At 49.8% G+C, this 15512-nt stretch carries 11 protein-coding genes; 4 read left to right on the top strand and 7 right to left on the bottom strand.

Annotation, left to right across the window (positions count from 1 at the left end; translation table 11 throughout):
- Nucleotides 1-74: 74 nt before the first annotated feature.
- The 4 genes from BLR09_RS03580 to BLR09_RS03565 form a co-directional block, all read right to left on the bottom strand.
- Nucleotides 75-1727: a RagB/SusD family nutrient uptake outer membrane protein gene (locus BLR09_RS03580; RefSeq protein WP_218126602.1), complete on the bottom strand. Its 1653-nt coding sequence runs from the start codon at nt 1725-1727 to the stop codon at nt 75-77.
- Nucleotides 1728-1772: 45 nt separating this feature from the next.
- The gene (locus tag BLR09_RS03575; protein WP_093197910.1) at nt 1773-4820 is read right to left on the bottom strand and encodes a SusC/RagA family TonB-linked outer membrane protein; all 3048 of its coding nucleotides are present in this window, start codon (nt 4818-4820) and stop codon (nt 1773-1775) included.
- 550 nt (nt 4821-5370) lie between these two features.
- Nucleotides 5371-6339 (bottom strand): dihydrodipicolinate synthase family protein, encoded by a 969-nt coding sequence (locus BLR09_RS03570; protein WP_093199613.1) that lies wholly within the window; start codon nt 6337-6339, stop codon nt 5371-5373.
- A 72-nt stretch (nt 6340-6411) separates the two neighbouring features.
- Nucleotides 6412-7965, bottom strand: a complete 1554-nt coding sequence (locus BLR09_RS03565; protein ID WP_093197906.1) for a sodium:solute symporter family protein — start codon at nt 7963-7965, stop codon at nt 6412-6414.
- 255 nt (nt 7966-8220) lie between these two features.
- Between BLR09_RS03565 and BLR09_RS03560 the strand changes: the two genes are divergently transcribed.
- Complete coding sequence (locus BLR09_RS03560; protein ID WP_093197903.1) at nt 8221-9087, top strand: AraC family transcriptional regulator; 867 nt, start codon at nt 8221-8223, stop codon at nt 9085-9087.
- Between the two features lie 77 nt (nt 9088-9164).
- Here BLR09_RS03560 and BLR09_RS03555 read toward each other — a convergent pair whose 3' ends face one another.
- On the bottom strand, nt 9165-9467 hold the full coding sequence (locus tag BLR09_RS03555) for a hypothetical protein (protein WP_143011010.1): 303 nt from the start codon (nt 9465-9467) through the stop codon (nt 9165-9167).
- A gap of 476 nt (nt 9468-9943) precedes the next feature.
- On the opposite strand from BLR09_RS03555, the gene BLR09_RS03550 reads away from it, so the two are divergent.
- The 3 genes from BLR09_RS03550 to BLR09_RS03540 all read left to right on the top strand — a co-directional run bounded on the left by BLR09_RS03550 (nt 9944) and on the right by BLR09_RS03540 (nt 12721).
- Nucleotides 9944-10840 carry a helix-turn-helix domain-containing protein gene (locus tag BLR09_RS03550; protein ID WP_093197897.1) on the top strand — a complete coding sequence of 299 codons (897 nt, stop codon included), beginning with the start codon at nt 9944-9946 and terminating at the stop codon, nt 10838-10840.
- Nucleotides 10841-10932: 92 nt separating this feature from the next.
- On the top strand, nt 10933-11751 hold the full coding sequence (locus tag BLR09_RS03545; protein ID WP_093197894.1) for an enoyl-CoA hydratase/isomerase family protein: 819 nt from the start codon (nt 10933-10935) through the stop codon (nt 11749-11751).
- A 34-nt stretch (nt 11752-11785) separates the two neighbouring features.
- On the top strand, nt 11786-12721 hold the full coding sequence (locus BLR09_RS03540) for an NADP-dependent oxidoreductase (RefSeq protein ID WP_093197891.1): 936 nt from the start codon (nt 11786-11788) through the stop codon (nt 12719-12721).
- A 334-nt stretch (nt 12722-13055) separates the two neighbouring features.
- Here BLR09_RS03540 and BLR09_RS03535 read toward each other — a convergent pair whose 3' ends face one another.
- Both BLR09_RS03535 and BLR09_RS25660 read right to left on the bottom strand, forming a co-directional pair.
- Nucleotides 13056-14795, bottom strand: a complete 1740-nt coding sequence (locus tag BLR09_RS03535) for a S41 family peptidase (RefSeq protein WP_093197889.1) — start codon at nt 14793-14795, stop codon at nt 13056-13058.
- A 511-nt stretch (nt 14796-15306) separates the two neighbouring features.
- Nucleotides 15307-15512, bottom strand: a 206-nt coding sequence (locus tag BLR09_RS25660; RefSeq protein WP_218126601.1) for a hypothetical protein, incomplete at its 5' end; no start/stop codon positions are given.

The raw sequence follows: 15512 nt of genomic DNA, 5'->3' as shown, positions 1-15512 counted from the left end.
AAGAAAAAGCCAGGCCGTCGGATCCGGAATCAGGTCCGACCGGCCTGGCTTAGGGATAAAGATAGGTGGATGAATTAATAACCGGGATTCTGTGTCAGTTTGGCGCTGAAATTGGCGTCAATCGCGGATTGGGGAATCGGGTAAAGTTCGTGATAATCCTGAATGGTACTCCGCACGTCTACGCGCGACTGGTATTTTCGGGTACGCTCCACCAATTTGCCCATCCGGCTGAGTGTTCGCCGGCGCGGCTCTTCGGTAATCAATTCCCGGCCCCGTTCGTCGAGAATGTAGTCGATGGTTACGTCGGCGGGTGCGACAGGCTTCGCTTTGGCCCGGTTACGCACGGCATTGATATCGGCAGCGGCGGATGTCAGGTCGTTTTTACGAACATAGGCTTCTGCCCGCAGCAAATACGTTTCAGCGAGGCGGTAAACAATGAAATCCTTGCCCGTTCTTCCTGACGTATTTGACCCGTTAAACGGCTTCCCTTCCAGTTTACGCAGGTAGGGATAGACGTTCCGCATCGTATCTTCGTTAGCGGTTCGTTTTTCTACCATTTTCCCGAAATACGCCGATGCCGGGTTGTTGTAGTAAAACGTCCTCCGGATGTTATAGACCGAGTTCCGGATATCGTTCGTCCAATTATCTTTCCAGAGATCATACAGGAAAAAGGTGGTCGGGCGGCTGTATGCTACTCCCCGGCCGAGACTGTCCGAAACCACCATACCCGTGCCTCCGGAGGGGTCTTTTAGATTCGGCAGAAACGGAACCCATCCGCGGATGGTATTATTGCCGTTGTTGGTGCCGGCTCCGCCCGGTGTCAGGTTTTCATATTGCCAGACATAGATCGACTCCAGATTACCGCTGCTCCGGTTCTGGTTGCCTTCTGCAAACAAGTCCGCATACACATCTCCGGGCTGATCTTTCCGGACACCGAAGCGGCTCGTCATCAGTTGGTAAGTGCCTGAGTTGATCAGGCGGGATGAGCTTTCGATGGCTTTGTCGTACTCGCCCAGGTTGATGTAGATCTCGGTGAGCAGGTGATCGGCTGCTCCTTTGACAATCCGGCCTTCGTTTGCTTTTGCCACCGTAACGGGCAGGTACTGAGTGGCAAATTCCAGGTCCGCTTTGGCAAACTCGTATACTTCTTTCCGGCTGGCCCGTACAAAGTCGGTTTTGGGAGCCTGATACGTGACATCCACAATGGGCACGCCTCCGTAAAGATTGGCGAGCAGGTTATAGGTATACCCGCGGAAGAAGCGGGCCTCGGCGATAACGGCGTTCCGGTCGGCTTCGCTGGCGAATATGCCCTTCAGCTCCGGCTTATTGGCATATTCGATAACGGTATTCGCCCGCAGAATCATTTTCGTATAGCCCCAATTCCAGAAGCTGCTGGCTGCGGCCGATGTAGGGGTTAGGAATGTGGTATAGTTGCGGAAGTTTACGGTTTGCTCCTGGCCGGTTGTGGCAATGTCGGTACCCAGATACATATCGTAAAAGCTGCCCAGATCTTCCTGTGAAAGCTCGTCTCGGGCGGCCTGATGCAGACCGGTAATGTAGTTGTCGAAGCCGGCCCTCGATTTGAGAACAACGTCTGAACTCAGCGACGACTGGGGGACTTCATTTAGAAACTGGTCTTTACACGAACCGACCAGAAGAATCAACGCACAGCAGCCGGCCAGCATACTGATGGATCGAATGACTGAAAGGGATTGCTTGAATTTCATTGTTGCTTGTCCAGTAAAGTGATGGGATCTGCAATTGGTTACGGACTAAAAACCGAGGTTCAGGCCGACGGTATACGTTCGGGGCATCGGGTAGAAAGAGGATTTCGTCGTGCCGCCGCTTTCGGGATCAGTGCCCGGCCATTTGGTAAACGTGTACAGGTTCTTCGCACTTGCGAATACGCGCAGATTCGTACCGTGAACTTTTTTGACCCATTTGGCGGGGAAATTATACGCCAGGGATACGTCCTGAATGCGGACGAAATTTCGGCTTACGTAGTAGTTGTATCCCAGAGGATTTGTGTAAACCAGCGACGGCCGGGTGTCGGACTTGTTGTCGGCCGTCCACCAGCCTGCGTCGATTTGGTTCAGGGCGCGGCCCGGTGAGTTTTCGCTCTTTGTTGAGTTGGGATCGAGGAGGATGAAATCCGATATCCAGCCCTGCATCGCGTTCACAAAGACGGAAAGGGACAAGTTACCGTAAGAGAAATTGTTGGTAACGCCCCAGCGTATTTTGGGCTGACCGCCCTGGCCAATAATGGTGCGGTCGTTGGTGGCGTCGATTTTCCCGTCTCCGTTAAGGTCTTTGAACCGGATGAACCCGGGTTGGGATCCGTTTGGAATTTGATCGCCCTGCTGGTAAATACCATCGAAAACATAATCGTAGTAGACGGTGACGGGCTGACCGATAAACCACCGGTTGATCAGGTCATTGTCCTCCTGGCCGTCGCCATTGGTGTCGGACCGGTAGAGGTGAACGATTTTGTTCCGGTTGGCCGACAGGACGATATTGCTGCTCCACTCGAAGTTCTTTTTCCGGAGATTGACCGTGTTGAAGGTTAATTCAATCCCCTTGTTATTCGTTGCTCCCAAGTTCGTCAGCACGCTGGTATACCCGGTTAGTGTGGGCAATGAGCGCTGAACGATCAGGTTTTTGGTGTCGCTGTTGTATACTTCAACGGTACCTCCCAGTCGCCCCTTGAACAGACTGAAATCAATCGCGGCATTGGCCGTGTAAGTTGTCTCCCATTTCAAATTGGAATTTGCCATCGTCGAAGGATAAATCCCGACAGAAGTCGGTCCTCCATCCCCGTACACATACTGAGTAATCCCTGACAAGCCAAGCGATTGATAGGGCTGAATAGCCTGGTTGCCGACTGCCCCGTAGGAAAGACGGAACTTAAGCAGATCAACAGCGGTGGCTTTGCGCATAAACGACTCGTCCGACACAATCCAGGCGAGGGCCGCTGACGGGAAGGTCGCATACTTGTTATTGGCAGCGAACACCGAGCTGGCATCCCGGCGGGCCGTCAGCGTGAGCAGGTAACGGTCCTTGAATCTGTAGTTCAGTCGGGCCATGGACGAAATTCCGTCGACCATCGAAGCGGCAGACGTGGTCGTTTGCGTTCCGCCCAGGGTCAGGCTGTTCCAGCCCAATGCGTCCGAACTTAGCTGGTTGGCATTGGCTGTCGTTGATTCAGATTGCTGGTGGTTTCGGCCATAAAGCAATGTTACGTCCAGGCCGTGGTTCTTACCGATTTGTTTGGTATAGGTAAGAATGTTTTCCAATACCCAGTCAAAGCTTTCCTGGTTGTACTTGTTGGCGCTGGTCGTATTGTTGGTCAGCCGCCGATCCTGGCGTACGAAATTGTAGGTATGGTTCCACCGGTAGTTGGGCGAGTAGTTAACCCGGAAAGACAGTCCCTTGACAAACGGGATGTTGACCAAGCCGTAAAAATTGGAAAACAGGTTGTTGTAAATCTCTTCGTTTTTGGTTAGCAGGGCAGCGCGTATCGGTTGGCCGGATACCTGGTCTTCCGGTACGGTATACTGGGTGGGTTCGCCGTCCGGGTAGGTCCAGGTGCCGAACGGGCTGCTGTAATAGATACTGGCTACGTCGGCCTCCCGGCCCGATAAATCACGCCGGACGAACGTTGTGTTCATACCAACTGACAGCCAATTGGTAACCTGATTCTCGATATTGGTGCGGAGGGTAACCCGCTTCTGGTTATCCTGAAGAATAACCCCTTTTTCGTTCGTGAACGCCGCCGACAGGTAGTAATTGGTAGCTTCGTTTCTCCCCGAAAGGCTTAAATCGTAGGAGTCCATCCGTCCGGGCTGTGAAGCCGCCTTCCAGGGATCGACGACATTGCCGGCTTTGTAATTGGCGGCTTCGGTCGTCGTCAGGTAGCTGGCTACGCTGGCGGGATCGGAAGGCAGACCGCTTTGGGTCCGGTAGTCCAGCGTTTTTTGGAGGTACCTTTCCGGACTCAGCAGCTTAACGGTGCGACCCATTTCGGAGACGCCCGTGAAGGCATTCACACGGATAGTGGGTTTGCGGGTCGTTCCCCGCCTGGACGTAATCAGAATGACCCCGTTGGCAGCCCGTGATCCGTAGATGGCCGCAGCACTGGCGTCTTTCAGGACTTCCATCGACTCGATGTCGTTGGGGTTGATATCTGCCAGGCTGCCGTTAAAGAAAATTCCGTCCAAAACAATCAGCGGGTCATTGCCGCCGCCCAGAGACCGCGGTCCTCTGATCAGGATGGAACCGTTCTGGCCGGGGCGACCGCTGTCCGTGAATTGCACACCGGCCACCCGACCCCTCAGGGATTGCGTTACGTTGGTATTCGGGAGGTTTTCGGTTTGTTTCATGTCGATTTTTGCAACCGAACCCGTCACATTCCGCCGGGACTGCGAACCGTATCCCACCACAACGACTTCGTCCAGGGCACGCGCATCGGATTCGAGCGTCACATTGAGCAAGGTTCGGTCTCCAACGGTTATCTCCTGAGTCGCAAAGCCAACCGAGCTGAAAACCAACACGTCGGCCGTCGTCGAAATAACAATGGAATAATTGCCGTCTGCGTCGGTGGTAGTGCCTTTCCGGGAATTTTTCAACACCACATTTACGCCGGGAATGCCTTCTCCTTTTTCTCTGTCGGTTACTCTTCCACGGACGGTGATTTCGGCGGCGGGTATATCGTCGGCAGAATGCGCATATAAGCGATTGTGACCAGGCAAGGCCGCTGCCTGCAGCATGCCGCAGCCAAGCCCGGCTGCCAGAAGCAGCAAGGTAAATAGTCGTTCTTTCATGTTAGTAGTTTAAGTTAAATCAGGGGGTAAAAGATTGGGGGAATTGATTGAAAAAGGCACAGTATTCCAGGTCGTGATGGTCAGGCACGAACAGTAAATTTGTACAATGACTATTTTGAGGCTATGACGCCGCATAAATAAAGTCCGGACTCATCCTGAAAAAACCACGCTAAATGAGCAGGTCTTTTAACGTTTTGCGGGGCAGATATAATTTTTATGTAAAAATAAAGCCGGAAGGCCTATTTGTCTGTTACTAAACATATCAATTGAGTGTACGAATTTATCATAATTTTATAGCATCTGATCTAAAGGGGAACAGGCGCGGACAGGATGAAGAGGCCGGATCGCCATCCAGGGTGCAAATCAATGAGATAGTGCCTTTATCACTATAAAGCATCCTGCCATTCATTCACAGAGCAGGTTGCTTTTTAGGTACTTCTTCAGGAGGCATAAATGCCGGGTATCCGTTGGAGATTCTGTCAGATGAAAGGTGGTGGGCTGATGATGAGGTGCTTAGCCTTTGGGGAGCAGGTGAAATGCAAGTGTCGTTTCAAACCAGCGGGCGCTGTTTTAGTTCATTGAGGTACACCGCTTTTGTTAACCGCCCTGCTTTCGCCAGCAGTTGGTCCATGCCGGTACGCAGCGCATCGGTGAGCGGTTCAACCTGCCGGCGTGTATACAACGAAATGGGCAAACCCTGCTGCTGCAAGGCATACTTGGCAATAGTCGGATACGCGGTGTGAACCAGGTCCATGCAGTCCACTAAAAACCGCTGAATTTCTGTTACTTCCGCCTGCAGGCAGGAATCGTTAACGTGATTGCAGAGCCAAACCAGCAGTTCCGGGAAAATATTCCCCTGGATGCAGGATAAACCGGCAGCGCCGGCCCGCAGGGAAGAAACAGCATTGACCATGTAGGCATCATACAGACCAAAATTATAACCCCGGGCGATTGCCAGCCGGTTTTTGACTTCCTCTTCACTGAGACTCGTGTCTTTATGATAGATCAAACGGCCGGTCGGCAGCAACTGCGCCAGTATATCCGTTGTAATCAGTCGCTTATAAGGAGCCGGGCATTCGTACAATCCGAGCGGTATCCCGGGGGTCAGGTCCAGGAGCCTGCCCATGCGATCCAGAAAGGTCTGATCGCTGTCGTGCAGGGATACCAACTGACTGGTAATAACGATTACGGCCTGAATACCGGTATCATATATACGTTTAATAAAATCTGCTTGCTGATCGAGACTTCCTCCGAAAGTTCCGGTAGCCACAACGGGTATACAGCCGTCTGTCTGTCGGACTACCTGCCTTGTCGTAGCGAGCCGTTCAGCGTCTGTCAACTCGTACATTTCACTCGAAAGGCAGTTGGCAAACAGGCCGGCGGCGCCGGCTTTCAGGTAATAGTCCGTCAGCTGATGCAATCCGGCATAGTCGACAGCTCCCGTTTCCGTGAAAGGGGTGAGCATTACCGGAATAAGTCCGTGGGGGAGTGGTTGCGTGGAATTCACTGATTCACTCATAATGAGCATATTAAGAAGTAGATTTTTATGTAAACCCCGTTTTCAGGTTCTGTGGCTGTCAACAGGGCCCGGCTATTGTTTCCCGGAAGCCCGGCGGGTCAGGAGCAGGCCCGTCAGAAAGATGGTCAGGGTACCGATCACCATGATCATATGTTGGTGAAACGGGCTTCGCAGAGAGGCAAACGGATCGGGTATGAATTTCGGAAACGTCATCCAGATGACAACCAGAAGTCCGATCACGGTTGCGGTAAGTGCCTCCGGCCCTTTCGTCGAGTGCGAGATAATGCCCAGCAGGAACAGGCCCAGCATGCCGCTGGCGAATATGCCTGATAAGAGCCACCAGGCATCCAGGACACTTTTTATACCAATCATCGCAATTCCGGTCATCATGCCAAGCAGGCCGAACGCGACGGTCGCACTGTATAAAATCCGCAACGACTGACGGGAAGCAACGCCCGGTTTGAGGTAGCGCTGATAGATATCGACCAGGAAAATGGTTGCCGACGCATTCATGCTGGAGCTGATCGTACTCATGGCGGCCGCCATGATAGCCGCAATAATCAGACCGAGTAGTCCCGCCGGAATCTGATGAACCATGAAGTGAGGCATGATTTTGTCGCCGATATCCGCCGCTGTCAACGTGTCGGCAAGGCGCGCGATAGCCTCAGGAGCCCCGCCGGGCAGGCGCTCACCCGCGACCTGGTAGCGGACCTCATTCAGCAAATCAGGATGAAGCTGATAATAGGTGTACAGGCAACTTCCTAAAATGAAAAAAACCAGGGAAATGGGGACGTACAGGTACACGCACAGCCAGATCGAGCGGGCGGCCTCTTTGGTCGATTTCGTGGTATGGTACCGCTGAATATAGTTCTGATCCATCCCGAAATTGTTCAGGTTAATGAAAAAGCCATACAGCAGGACTACCCAGAACGTGGAGGAGGTGAAGTCAGGGGAGAAGCTTCCGAGGCTGAATTTGTTGTTGGCGGCTCCCATCGACAAAATGCGTGGAAGGCCCCCGCTAACCTGGGTAATGACCAGATACAGAATAATCAACGCGCCGGCCGTTTTGATAACTCCCTGAGCTACTTCGGTCCAGATAACCGCTTCCATACCTCCTAAAACCGTGTAGATGATAATGCAGACGCCAACCACTATCATAATGGAAATCATGGAGTAGCCCGTCAGCGCCTGCAGGCTGAGCGCGATGCCAAAAAAGATGGATCCCATCCGGGCCAGCTGTGTCAGTAAAAAGCAGGCAACAGCATAAGTGCGAGCCCAGGGGCCAAAGCGCTTTTCGAGATGCGAGTAGGCGGATACTTCGCCGGTATTTCGGTAAAAAGGGACAAAATACCTCGCCGCAACCCAGGCCGCCAGGGGCATCGACAGACTAAATACAAAGGCATTCCAATTGCTGCCAAAGGCTTTACCGGGTACGCCTAGAAAAGTATTGCTGCTTAAAAAGGTAGCATATAACGACATGCCAATGGCCCATCCCGGAATTTTTCCGGAAGCCGTCGTGAATTGATCGGCGTTTCTGTTTTTCCGGGAGAAGTAAATACCAACCAGAATCATACCGCCCAAATACAGCAGTATAATCAACATATCAGCAATGGGGAGCAACTTCATGGTATTGGTCGATTAACGGATGGTAGCCGGCAATGACTCTTCATCGGAAAACGAAAATAAATTATAGGAATCGCTGGAGCATACGGGCCAGATTAGAAAGTCGCTGTATTGTACTATTCCGTGTTGGGAGGCCAATAGTTGTACTATTGGGTAAAATCATTTAATTTTACCAGCAAAATTAATGCATTCGAAAGGGTATCCAGTGTTACCAATTCGCTAATCAGTGTACGAATTTATCATTTCGGGTGGCGGCCTATGAAACCTCATTTTTACAAAGTACCGGTTAGCTTGCAGGATTCCTTCCGGATCTCGCACGACGTGAAAGCGAACTTCGGAACGATTTGGCATTACCATCCGGAATTGGAGCTTCACTATGTCGTTCGGGGAGAGGGGGTACGGTTTATCGGCGACAATGTCAGTAACTTTTCGGCTGGAGAAATACTGTTGGTAGGCGAGAATCTGCCGCATACCTGGCGGTGCAATCAGGAGTATTTTCAGGAGGGGTCCGGACTACAGGTCGAAGCTATTCTGATCCAGTTCCGAACGGATTGTTTTGGACGGGATTTTCTGAATTTAGATGAATTGCATGCGATACGCGTATTATTCGAACGGGCCAGGCAGGGATTGTTATTTCACGGCGCGACGAATCAAAAACTGGCCGGCCTGATGCGCGCGGCCATAACGGCTACTCCTTTTCAACGTCTGATGACGCTGCTGTCGATCCTGGATGTAATCGCCCAATCCGATGAAATGGAAATCATTACATCCGCCAAGGCCTTTTACCAATCAAACGAAATGGAAACGGTCCGGCTCAACAATATCTGCAACTATACCCTGGCCAATTATGCGCAACCGATAACACTCGAAGAAATAGCCTCCGTAGCTAATTTGAGCGTCACCTCATTCTGTCGGTACTTTAAACTGATGACTCATAAAACATACCATGATTTTCTGAATGAGGTACGAATCAGTCATGCGTGCCGGTCGTTGGTTGAAAATAAGATGAGTACAGAAGAGATTTGTTTTGAAAGCGGATTTAATAATCTGTCTAACTTCTACCGAAACTTTAAACGCATTAAAGGCCTTACCCCCGGTGATTACAAAAACCGGTTTGTTGTTTAGAAAAGCGGTTTAACCGTGCTTTCCTGCCTGAAGTCAGTTCCGGACATCACGTTCAGGTGACGATGTTTTCCTGACAGTTAACTTATCATTTCAAGTTTAATAACAGGATGAGAATCGCCTTCGACCACCTCGGTGACGACAAACCGTCGTTGACCAATCCATTCCCGTATCTGGTCATGGGTCCAGTGTTCCGACTGAGGCGGGGTAATGACCAGCTGATCCGTGAAACGAAAGATGCCTACAATCTGGCCGGGTTCCGGAATAATTCCTTTTGTCATCGGAAACGAACTCCAGCTGCTGATTTGATCGCGGACAGTATCTCCTGTATTCAGAATTCGGTGGGGACAAAATGCCACAACGCGGCAGGGTATTTTTTTCATCGGGTATTCTGATAGAGCGTTTGCGGGACCGACCGGGTGTAAAACAGTGACTTGATAATCAAAAAGCCGAGATTTCGTCCCGGCCTCCTAACGAAGTCAATTTTCCGCTTCGACTTCGCCGCTCTTCGCTCCAGGGCAATGCCACATTATCCGCGCGGACAAGGTTCTGCCTCAGAACAGCGAGCAGTCAAAGATACAGATATAATTGGTGAGTGTCGACAAAATGGAATAATTTGTCGATGAAATGACTTTTGCTGCAGATGATGCACTCTGCTGATAATTTATTAGGCGTGCAGCGACACGCCCGAAATACCTGGCTGGTCTCTTTGCGCTTCGCCGGCATGAGGGTATCGGACGTACTCTTTCTGAAGCCTTTGCGCTCATGTACTTTCGAACCATTCCATGACACAACAACGGTTATTGTTTGCCTGCCATGAGGGGACGGCGTAAGACGTCGTTCTGATTACTTTTGTTGTATGAAAGTATTTGACGACTTAGCCGACTATAATAAATACCTGAACCTGTCAAACCCGATGCACCCGTTAATGGATAGCCGGATTTGCAAGCAGACTATTCCCAATTTTCCGGCCCAAAGTGCTGAAATTCAGGTGAATCTTTTCAAAATAGCATTTAAGAAAAATTTCTCAGGTGATATCAGATATGGCAGCGGCAAATACAATACGGAAAACGGCTTGATGTTATTCAGCGAGCCGGGCCAAGTGGTTTCGTGGGATACGCTTACGTTTTGGGACGGCTACGCCTTTGTTTTTCACCCCAGTCTAATCAAGAGAAATCCCATCGCCGGTCAGATCAGCCGTTACAAGTATTTCAGCTACGAAATTGATGATGCACTATTTCTGACCGCGGAAGAGGAAGAAACCATCACCTGGCTTTTTACGAGGATTCACATGGAACTGCTTAACAACAAAGCCGATGCCAATGTGGAGGTGGTTCTTTCATTGCTGAATGTGGTGCTTACTTACGCAGAAACGTACTATGAAAGGCAGTTCCGTGATCATCAGGCCCCCTCTCACTCAATCCTGTCGAAAGTGAAACAGCTTCTGCAGGATCATTACAACAACCTCTCGCAGCCTGCAAAAGGTGTACCTACCGTATCTGCGTTAGCCGCCAAGCTCAACCTTTCGCCTAATTACCTCACTGACCTTGTGCGGCAGGAAACCGGGAAAAATACCATCACATTGATACACGACTATGTCATCGAGCAGGCTGAGATCCTGCTGACCCAAACAGACATGAATGTGCAGGATGTAGCATATCAGTTAGGGTTTGACAATGTTCCCTACTTCTCACGTCTCTTCAAGAAATCAACGGGTAAATCCCCGGTAGAAATCCGCAATCAGGGAAAAGTATAAAGATCTCCTTGGTTTGTGTTCGCTGGCTGAAAGTGCCGGGCAATAGTTTTGAGCATTCTAACTATTTGTTCAAAAACTATTCAGACACGACCATGATTTTCAGGACCGACAAGATCAGCGAGGGTTATTGGAAAGTCACTTTCGACAATCCCCCGATCAATATGTTTGATACCGAGTTCTCCAGGCAGCTGATGGTGCTGTTGGATGAAATGGAAGCCAGCGAAAATCTGAAAGTGGTGGTCTTTGAAAGTGCCAACCCTGATTTTTTTGTGGCCCATGTCGAGCTACTCCATGTAAATGACTTCCCCAAAGGTACGGGCAGGACCGGACTGTCAATTGCCTGGCCGGATATGGCCAAGCGGCTGGAGCAAGCCAGCTTCGTAAGCATTGCCTCTATTCGCGGAAGAGCAAGGGGGCTTGGAAGCGAGTTCGCTCAGGCATTCGATATACGCTTCGCCAGCAAGGAAAAGGCCTTTTTGGCTCAAGTCGAAATAGGTATCGGTTCATTTCCGGGCGGCGGCGGATTGGAGCGTTTACACCTGTTAACAGGCAAGGCCCGGGCGCTCGAAATTATTCTGAGCGGTCAGGATTATGATGCCGAAACAGCAGCGGCCTACGGTTGGGTAAACAGGGCTATTCCGGACGCCGAGCTGGATTCTTTCGTTGACCGGTTTGCCAGAAGGATTTCCTCATTCGATCAGAAAGCAATTGCCTCGATCAAATCCATTATGAATGAAAGAGCAATCATTCCCAGGAATGAAGATATTGTTGATACCCAGGTCAAATTTTTTGCTTCTCTCGAATGGCCGGAAGCCCGCCAACGAATCAAAAAACTCTTTGGTAAAGGCCTGCAACAAAATGGAGACCTCGAACTCAATCTCGGTGAGCACATCTTCCAAAGTGACATTTGAAAACCCATCCCGCCTGTAAAATCTCTTAATAGCAATGAAGGCAATCATTTTAAACAAGCCTGGCAATGCAGACCAGCTGGAGCCTGTTGATATTCCGATCCCCGGGATTAATACGGGCGAAGTATTGGTTAAAGTAAAAGCAATTAGCATCAACCCCGTCGATACCAAAGTGCGCGAAGGCAAAGGAATATATGCTGTCCTGAAGGATGAATCGCCAATTATCCTCGGATGGGACATTGCAGGAGTTGTGCAGGAAAGTCGGAGTGAGTTATTCAAGCCGGGAGACGAGGTTTTGGGTATGGTCAATTTTCCGGGCCATGGAAAAGCCTACGCCGAATATGTCGCAGCACCCGCAGCTCAGTTGGCCATCAAACCGCCTAATGTTTCGTTTGAAGAAGCAGCGGTTTCGACTCTGGTGGCGTTGACTGCCTGGCAGGCATTGGTATCACATGCGAAGGTGCAAAAAGGCCAGAATGTACTGATTCACGCTGCTGTCGGCGGCGTCGGCCATATTGCCGTTCAGCTGGCAAAATACCTGGGCGCCCATGTCACTGGTACCTCCTCGTCCAGAAATAAGGACTTTGTCATGAGCCTGGGGGCCGACAGGCATATTGATTACGCTGGTTACGATTGGCACGCCCAAAATCGCGAATACGACTTTGTTTTGGATACCATTGGAGGAGACAACATCGACAATTCCATTGCGGTTACCAAAGAAGGGGGAATCGTTATCAGCATTCCAACCGGACTAAATGACGAAGTGACCGAAAGAGCGAAAGAGAAGCGAGTTGACGGCTACTTTATTCTGGTCAAATCAAATGGAGAAGATATGAGGCAAATCGCTTTACTCCTTGAAAAAGGAGTGATTAAACCTTACGTGTCACACCAGTTTAACTTTTCTGAAATGCGTGAAGCACATTTGCAGGTTGAATCGGGAAGAACTATTGGTAAAGTGGTGGTGATTCCATAGGCAGATTGTCTTTCTTTTACAATCTTAAAAAGTTGAACCGGGGACGTTCATTAGTAACTTATTTTCGACGTTGGTTTTATACCGCCAGAACACCCGTTCGGCATTTACATTGTCGCGAATACTGAGTATAAGCCAGTTGTGATGTGAATCATGACTGGCTTTTTTGTCTTCCGGAAAATCGGACGACCAATTGTGGCGATCATTCGTTGAACCTATCCTGGCGGAATCAAGTCGATTGAAAGCCATAATCAGACACTCCCTTCAGTAAATATCATGATGTCAGATTCTGGTAAGAAGCTTTGACATTTTCGGTGATATTAAGGTTTGCCAATGGTTATTTGCCGTCGATAATTTCAATGGCCTTTTCTATTAATTCGTCACGATCTTCGGAGACTCCTTTAATAGTAGGGCTGATGTGAATGTCAGGTATGATGCCGACCCGCTGGGTTTCCCGTCCATCCGGATAAAATACTCCTATGCCGCTAATGTATGTCACTATATTGCCGGGGAAGTAAATGGCGGAGGTATTTCCATCCGCTCCGGCAGTGGTACTTCCGATCACTTTGACCTTCGGCGCGGTCCGGAATGCCATGGCGGTATATTCGGCAGCACTCTGAGTGAGTTCATTGATCAGGATCACAACCGTTCCCTTGAAGTAATCCGCATTGTCCGCCCCGATCTGAATGGGAGCTGTGAACTCGAAGAGTCCTGGATAGGTCAGCTTCGAAACGGAATATTTTACGAATTCCCGGGGAGATGGAAGCAAGATATTTGCGAAAGTATCCACCAGATCATCACTGGGGTAACACCGTAAATCTACGATAAGACCCTTCGTTTTGAGTATCTCTGGCGTTATTTTCGGTAAGTACCGGTTTTTGAATGATCCCGGATACAGATAAGAAATATCGGGCCGGATCAATCGGAAGCAAGTGTCTTTCCGTTGGTTTTTCCGCGGTACTTGCATCGTCTTCTGGTCATAGCTTTTGAGTGTTAATCTTCCGGTTTCCCGACCACGTTTGTAATCCACCACAATCCGGGAATCGTTAGTCCGCAAAAGTTTCGTAGCAATCTTGCGCAGCTGCGTTGGATAGTTGGAGGCCGGGGTGATCGGAAGCGATTCCCGGATCATTTCCGCAACGGCTTTCCCGTTTATTTTTCGCAGTATATCCCCCTTTTTCAGGCCCGATTGCTCACCCAGTACTTTTTTGTGATAGCCCGTTACAACAGCTTCGTTTTCTATGAATGAGACATCGACAGCTGCATTTCTATCTCCGAAATAGCTGTTCAGCACCGAGTCGCCCTGTATGTCTGCGTGCGTATCGTTGATCCTGGTAATGAGTTTCAACGTTGCCAATTTGTAGTGGATCTCATCGGGAGCAGCGAGGAATTCCGGGACAAATTCCGGCAGGACATCGTTCCAATTTCCATCGATCAGCTTTCGGTAGGGGAAATAATACTGGATCATATTCCAGTAGCGAAACAGGGCCAACAAACGAAACCCGGCATCCGGATAGTTCATTGACTCGTAAGGATTTTCGTTTTTGAATGCCGGATTGTCGTTCGGGGTAGTTCCAATATAGTAGTTTCCCCCGGTTCTTTCGGCGTTTTTTACGGCCATTAACCTGGCTTTTAATTCCTCATTAAAACCGGAAGATTGAATCCAGCTTAAATCAGGAAGAAGTGCCATTTCGCCGGTTTGTGCTTCTGTATTTTTTCGTTCTCCAAAAGGTCCAAGCCGGTCAATCCATGACAATAGTACCGTTTGCTTAACCTGCTTACTTCCCGCGTCCTTATATTGGAGCAGTATCCTGAAAAGTTCATAATCCCAATTGTACCTGCCGCTGGCCACTGCGGGGTGGTGGTACTTCAAAAATCCCCAGATTTTGCCAAGTTCAGCCAGCTCGTTGGCCGGAATTTTTTGCAATTGTTCCCGTGTGAGCATAGAGCCGTTATCAAACTCCTTGTCGTCTTCAGCTTTTGCCGATTGCCTGGATTCCAATGTTTTGCCAGTATTGATCTGCGCGAATGAGCAGGTGCCTGCCAGCATGAAAACAACAAATACCAACTGTTTCATAATGACTTATCGATTGATAATTGGCCGCCTTTCACTACCTGGGTTAAGCCATTGCAATGGTACGGGAAAAGTTGCAGATAATCTGTGAAGTTCCGGGCGCGAGATTTGAAATGAGAACACTGCGCTCAGCATGGATTAAGTGCCTTCGCCAAATTTACAAAAGGCGCCTGGCATCGCCGAGTACATTCGTTTGATTAAGTTCAGGCATTCTTTCACCATCAGAACAGAGGGCACATCGAGAATCTCCCGGTTTACGAACTGCTCGAGCTGGCCGGCGTAGCAATGCAATCGGCATCAGTTTTAACCTGAAAGTTGTTGCGTCTTTTATCCAGGATTTTATACCTGCCAATTTGGATGATAGAGCCCGACCTTTTTTGTCCACAAATTTTCCGGCAGGTATCCCTGTCAGGATAGAAATCAACGGCCCGATGGACATCAGCCAACCCACAGTGGCTTTGTCGAGCTTCAGACCGATCGTCAAAAAAAGACGGTCTGACGATAAGCGTGGTCATCATGAGATTGGAGACCAAAAATTTGCCAGCAACGCATTTCTCAGCATCCCGTTCTTCAGGATACCGATCAACGGACTACTGCTCCGTTTTTGAAGATAGAAGAACATGCTTCCCGACAGCAGACACACAAGAATGAGGAAGCCGGTTCCCGGGCCGGCATACTTCCTCCCCAGCGTCAACGAAAGTGCGTAAGCAGCAATTGACA

It is taken from the genome of Siphonobacter aquaeclarae, assembly GCF_900103285.1.
Lineage (GTDB): Bacteria > Bacteroidota > Bacteroidia > Cytophagales > Spirosomataceae > Siphonobacter > Siphonobacter aquaeclarae.
This window is presented reverse-complemented; position numbering and strand designations above follow the sequence as displayed.

Excerpts from the sequence above, each read along its gene's own strand:
- BLR09_RS03580 (WP_218126602.1), bottom strand. The coding sequence starts at position 1,727 with ATGAAATTCAAGCAATCCCTTTCAGTCATTCGATCCATCAGTATGCTG.
- BLR09_RS03575 (WP_093197910.1), bottom strand. The coding sequence starts at position 4,820 with ATGAAAGAACGACTATTTACCTTGCTGCTTCTGGCAGCCGGGCTTGGC.
- BLR09_RS03570 (WP_093199613.1), bottom strand. The coding sequence starts at position 6,339 with ATGAGTGAATCAGTGAATTCCACGCAACCACTCCCCCACGGACTTATT.
- BLR09_RS03565 (WP_093197906.1), bottom strand. The coding sequence starts at position 7,965 with ATGAAGTTGCTCCCCATTGCTGATATGTTGATTATACTGCTGTATTTG.
- BLR09_RS03560 (WP_093197903.1), top strand. The coding sequence starts at position 8,221 with ATGAAACCTCATTTTTACAAAGTACCGGTTAGCTTGCAGGATTCCTTC.
- BLR09_RS03555 (WP_143011010.1), bottom strand. The coding sequence starts at position 9,467 with ATGAAAAAAATACCCTGCCGCGTTGTGGCATTTTGTCCCCACCGAATT.
- BLR09_RS03550 (WP_093197897.1), top strand. The coding sequence starts at position 9,944 with ATGAAAGTATTTGACGACTTAGCCGACTATAATAAATACCTGAACCTG.
- BLR09_RS03545 (WP_093197894.1), top strand. The coding sequence starts at position 10,933 with ATGATTTTCAGGACCGACAAGATCAGCGAGGGTTATTGGAAAGTCACT.
- BLR09_RS03540 (WP_093197891.1), top strand. The coding sequence starts at position 11,786 with ATGAAGGCAATCATTTTAAACAAGCCTGGCAATGCAGACCAGCTGGAG.
- BLR09_RS03535 (WP_093197889.1), bottom strand. The coding sequence starts at position 14,795 with ATGAAACAGTTGGTATTTGTTGTTTTCATGCTGGCAGGCACCTGCTCA.